1 protein-coding gene is annotated in these 264 nt (G+C 51.9%); it reads left to right on the top strand.

The window, feature by feature from the left end; genetic code table 11:
* Positions 1-264 (top strand): NADP-dependent isocitrate dehydrogenase (locus Q4563_RS20385; protein WP_303605809.1); only part of this gene is annotated, 264 nt, incomplete at both ends.

Raw genomic sequence — 264 nt, forward strand, 5'->3', positions numbered from 1 at the left:
GTGTCTATCAGGAAGCGATTGATTTCTGTCGTGAAAACGGTGCTTTTGATCCGCGCACCATGGGTACCGTACCGAATGTGGGGCTGATGGCCCAGAAAGCAGAAGAATACGGTTCACACGATAAAACCTTTGAAATCCCTGCTGCTGGTACCGTACGCGTCACTGATGCCGCGGGTACTGTGTTGATGGAACATGCGGTTGAGTCTGGTGATATCTGGCGTATGTGTCAGGCCAAGGATGCACCGATTCAGGATTGGGTGAAGC

The sequence above is a fragment of the Gilvimarinus sp. 1_MG-2023 genome, assembly GCF_030548285.1.